This window comes from Mycobacterium sp. (assembly GCF_046095365.1).
In the GTDB taxonomy this organism is placed as follows: Bacteria; Actinomycetota; Actinomycetes; order Mycobacteriales; family Mycobacteriaceae; genus Mycobacterium.
In genome coordinates this window covers 1-4,634 of the sequence record NZ_JBJTJF010000135.1, presented here as the reverse complement: position 1 = coordinate 4,634, position 4,634 = coordinate 1, and the positions used below count along the sequence as shown (strand labels likewise).

The following is a 4,634-nucleotide window of genomic DNA, read 5'->3' as shown; positions in this document are numbered from 1 at the left end:
GCCGTTGCCGCCCCGCGAACCGTCGACCAGCAGCGCGGCGTCGAAACCGCTGCCACCGGCGGCGCCGTTGCCGCCCAGGCCACCGTTGCCGGCGGTGCCGGTAAGTACGGCATCGCCGGAACGGACGGCGTCCTGCCCGGTGAGGCCGGCGGGGCGGGCGGCAACGGCGGAGCCGGCGGCCACGGTGGCACCGGCGGCAGGGGCGGCGTGATCTGTGGCACGGGCGGCGGCGCCGGCGCCGGCGGGGGCGGCGGCGATGCCGGGACGGGCGGTGACGGCGCTGCCGGCCGCAACGGCACGGCCGGGAACCGCGACGGCGGCGCCGGCGGGGCCGGCGGCAAGGGCGGAGACGGCGGCGTCGGCGGCACCGCCGGCACCGCGGGCAAGGGCCGCATCGACGGTACCGACGCGGTGGGAGGCACCGCCGGCAACGGTGGCCTGGGCGGCAACGGCGCCGCCGGTGGCAGCGGTTTCGACGCCGCGCTGCTGGTCGACGGTTCGCGGGGCGGCAACGGCGGCGCCGGCGGTGCCGGCGGGGCCGGCGGCAAGGGCGGTGTGGGCACCAACGCCACCAACGGCGGCGGCGGCGGCGACGGTGGTGACGCCGGCGTGGCCGGAAACGGGGCCATGGGCGGCACCGGCGGCAACGGCACCGTCGGGGCGCCCGACGGCCAGACCGGGGTGGCCGGCGGGGCCGGCGGCAACGGCGGCAACGGCGGAGCCAAGGGTGCCGGGGGCGCCGGAAACGGCGGCGGCACGACCGGCTCCAGTGGCACCCAGGGCCTGGCGACCGACGGCGCCAACGGCGGGCTGGGCGGCAATGGCGGCGCCGGCTTCGACGCCTCGGCGCTGGTCAATGGCTCCCGCGGCGGCAACGGCGGTTCGGGCGGCCGTGGCGGCAACGGCGGCACCGGTGGCACCGGGCGTCTGGCCACCAAGGGCGGCAACGCCGGCAGCGGCGGTAACGCCGGCCTCGCCGGTGACGGCGCCACCGGAAAGCCGGGCAACAACGGCATCGTCACCGCGGTGGACGCCACCAGTGGCGGCGTCGGGGGAGCGGGCGGCAACGGCGGCGACGGCGGCGCGGCCGGCACGGCCGGAGCGGGCGGCAACGGCGGGGCCAGCGGCACCGGCGGCATCCAGGGTCTTGCCCCCGGCGGCGCCGACGGCGGCACCGGCGGTAACGGCGGCTCGGGATACGAGTCGGCGAGCCTGGCGGCCGGCACCGGCCTGCGCGGCGGCAATGCCGGCGCCGGCGGCAACGGCGGCGCCGGCGGCCGGGGCGGCCTCGGCCGTCTGGGCGCCGACGGCGGTGTCGGCGGAACCGGCGGAAACGCCGGACTGGCCGGCAACGGCGCCGGCGGCGCGAACTCGACCGGCTTCGACAAGGCGACCGGTGACGGGCTGACCGGTCAGGCCGGCGGCAACGGCGGCGCCGGCGGCAACGGCGGCGACGCCGGTTCAGGCGGGCTGGGCCAGGGACCCGGGGCCTCCGACGGCAACAACGGCCAGTGGGGGAATGCCTCCGACGGCGGTTTCGGCGGCAAGGGCGGCAACGGCGGCGCCGGGTTCAACGCCGCTGTCGTGTCACCGAACTCCGGCATTCGCGGCGGGAACGGCGGCAACGGCGGCGCCGGCGGCAATGGCGGGGCCGGCGGCTACAGCCCCAACGCCGCCACCAAGGGCGGCAACGCCGGAAGCGGCGGTGACGCCGGACTGGCCGGCAACGGCGCGATCGGCCTGCGCGGCGACAACGGGATCGTCACCGGCGTCGACGCCACCAACGGCGGCACCGGCGGCGCGGGCGGCAACGGCGGGAACGGCGGCGCGGCCGGCACGATCGGCGCCGGCGGCAACGGCGGCTCGGCCGGCACAGCCGGAACCAAGGGGCTTGGCACCGGCGGCGGAAACGGCGGTCAGGGCGGTCAGGGCGGCAACGGATTCGACGCGCTGACCGGCAACCCGACCACCGGTCAGCGCGGCGGCAATGCCGGCTCGGGCGGCACCGGGGGTAAGGGCGGCACCGGCGGCACAGGCTCGAACACCACCACCGGCGGGAACGCCGGCAGCGGCGGCGACGCCGGCACCGCGGGCAACGGTGCGACCGGCGGAGCCGGAGGCAACGGGACCGCGGGCGCGCCCAACGGCGTCAACGGCGTCGCGGGCGGCGCCGGCGGCAACGGAGGCGGCGGCGGTGCGGCCGGGACGGTCGGGACCGGCAGCGCCGGCAATGGAACCGCGGGCATCCAAGGCCTGGGCTCCAACGGCGGCAACGGCGCCCGCGGCGGTAACGGCGGCACCGGCTGGGACGCGGCGGTCGCTGCTCCGAACTCAGGTCTGGCCGGCGGCAACGGCGGCTCGGGCGGAAAGGGCGGCAACGGCGGCACCGGCGGCGCCGGCCGGGCGGCCACCACCGGTGGCAACGCCGGCAGCGGCGGCGACGCCGGTGTAGCCGGCAACGGAGCCATCGGCCTGCGCGGCGACAACGGGATCGTCACCGGCGTCGACGCCACCAACGGCGGCGCCGGCGGCAAGGGCGGCACCGGGGGCGACGGCGGCGCGGCCGGCACGGCCGGCACCGGGGGCAACGGCGGCGGCAGCGGTACGGCCGGTATCCAGGGCCTGGCGACCAACGGCGGCAACGGCGGTCAGGGCGGTGTCGGCGGCAGCGGCTTCAACGCTCTGGTCGGTAACCCCAACAGCGGTCAGCGCGGCGGTAACGCCGGCTCGGGCGGCGCCGGCGGCAACGGCGGCGCCGGCGGAACCGGTCGTCTGGCGACCACCGGCGGCAACGCCGGGAGTGGCGGTAACGGCGGTGTCGCGGGCAACGGCGCCATCGGAAAGGCCGGCGCGGCCGGGACCGGGGCTTCGCCCAACGGCGAGAACGGCGGCGCCGGCGGCAACGGCGGCAACGGTGGTGACGCCGGCGCGGCGGGAACGGCCGGCGCCGGCGGAGCCGCGGGCACCGTGGGGCAGGCCACCAGCGGCGGAAACGCGGGCAAGGGCGGCCAGGGCGGCGCCGGGTTCAACGCGGCGGCCTTCCCCGCGTCGGGCCTGGCCGGCGGCAACGGCGGCAACGGCGGCGCCGGCGGTGACGGCGGCAAGGGTGGCACCGGCCCCAACGCCACCACCGGCGGCAACGCGGGCGACGGCGGTGATGCCGGTACCGCCGGCAACGGAGCCACCGGCGGCCCGGGCAACAGCGGGACCATCGTGGGCGTCGACGCCACCGCCGGCAACGCCGGCGGCACCGGCGGAAACGGCGGCAACGGCGGTGCGGCCGGCACGATCGGCGCCGGGGCCAACGGCGGTGCCAGCGGTACCGCCGGCATCCAGGGTCTGGGCACCAGCGGCGGAAACGGCGGCAACGGCGGTCAGGGCGGCTCCGGTTTCAACGCCTTCACCGGCAATGCGAACAGCGGCCAGCGCGGCGGCAACGCCGGCGCGGGCGGCGCGGGCGGTAACGGCGGCACCGCCGGCACCGGTCGTCTGGCCACCACCGGAGGCAACGCCGGCAGTGGCGGGAACGCCGGGACGGCCGGCAACGGCGCGGCCGGGACCGCCGGGACTGCCGGTAACGAACTCTTCAGGGACGGTGCGGCCGGTGGCGCCGGTGGCAACGGCGGAAACGGCGCTACCGGCGGTGCGGCCGGCACGGCGGGAGCCGGGGGCAGCGCCGGCACCCGGGGCACCAACTCCAACGGCGGCGCCGGCGGCAACGGCGGAGCCGGCGGCAACGGCTACGACGCGGCGGCTCTGGCCGACGGCAGCGCCGGCGGCAACGGTGGCAACGGCGGCGCCGCTGGCACCGGCGGCACGGGCGGCTTCGGCGGCACCGGCACCGGTGGCAACGGCGGCAACGGTGGCAACGGCGGCGCCGGCGGCGCCGCGGGCAACGGCGCCAAGGGCGACCCGCTGTTCCTGACCAACAACGGCGCGGGCGGCCGCGGCGGCAATGCCGGCATCGGCCGCGACGGCGGCGCCGGCGGCACCGGCGGCGGTGCGGACCCGGCCGGAACCAACGGCAACGGCGGCAACGGCGGCAGGGGCGCCGACTCCGGCACGGCCGGCACCGGCGGAGCCGGCGCGGCCGGCACCGCACTGCAGCCCAACGGCGGCGCCGGCGGTAACGGCGGCGACTTCAGCACCATTGCCGCCGGCAACGGTGGCGCCGCCGGATCCGCGGCCCGCGGCGGCAACGGCGGCAGCGCAGGCACGGCGGGCTCCGGCGGGGGCGCACCGCTGTCCGGTACCGGCGGCGCCGGCGGCGCCGGCTACAGCCCCGCTCTGGGGCTAGGCGGCAACGGCGGCACCGGCGGCAACGGCGGGACGCTCGGCAACGGCGGCGCCGGCGGCGCCGGCGGCAGCCCGACCGGCGTGGGTGTCGGCGGCAACGGCGGCAACGGCGGCACCGGCGGCAGCTTCCGCGGAACAGGCGGCAACGGTGGCAACGGCGGTACTCCGTTGACCGGCGACGGCGGCGACGGCGGCAACGGCGGCGCCGGTCTGGGCGCCACCCTGGGAGTCGGCGGCAACGGCGGTGCCGGCGGCGCGGCGAACAATACCGGCGCCAGCATCATCGGCTTCGCCGGCGACGGCGGCACGGGCGGAACCGGCGTCGTCGAGGGCGGCAG

General features: G+C 79.7%; 1 protein-coding gene and 1 pseudogene. One reads left to right on the top strand and one right to left on the bottom strand.

Features of this window, described 5'->3' with window-relative positions; all coding sequences use genetic code 11:
- Positions 1 to 183, bottom strand: a pseudogene (locus ACKOQ4_RS10940) (PGRS repeat-containing protein); the annotation flags it as partial.
- A gap of 24 nt (positions 184 to 207) precedes the next feature.
- Here ACKOQ4_RS10940 and ACKOQ4_RS10935 point away from each other — a divergent pair.
- A partial coding sequence (locus tag ACKOQ4_RS10935; protein ID WP_526291699.1) for a PE family protein occupies positions 208 to 4,634 on the top strand: 4,427 nt, incomplete at its 3' end.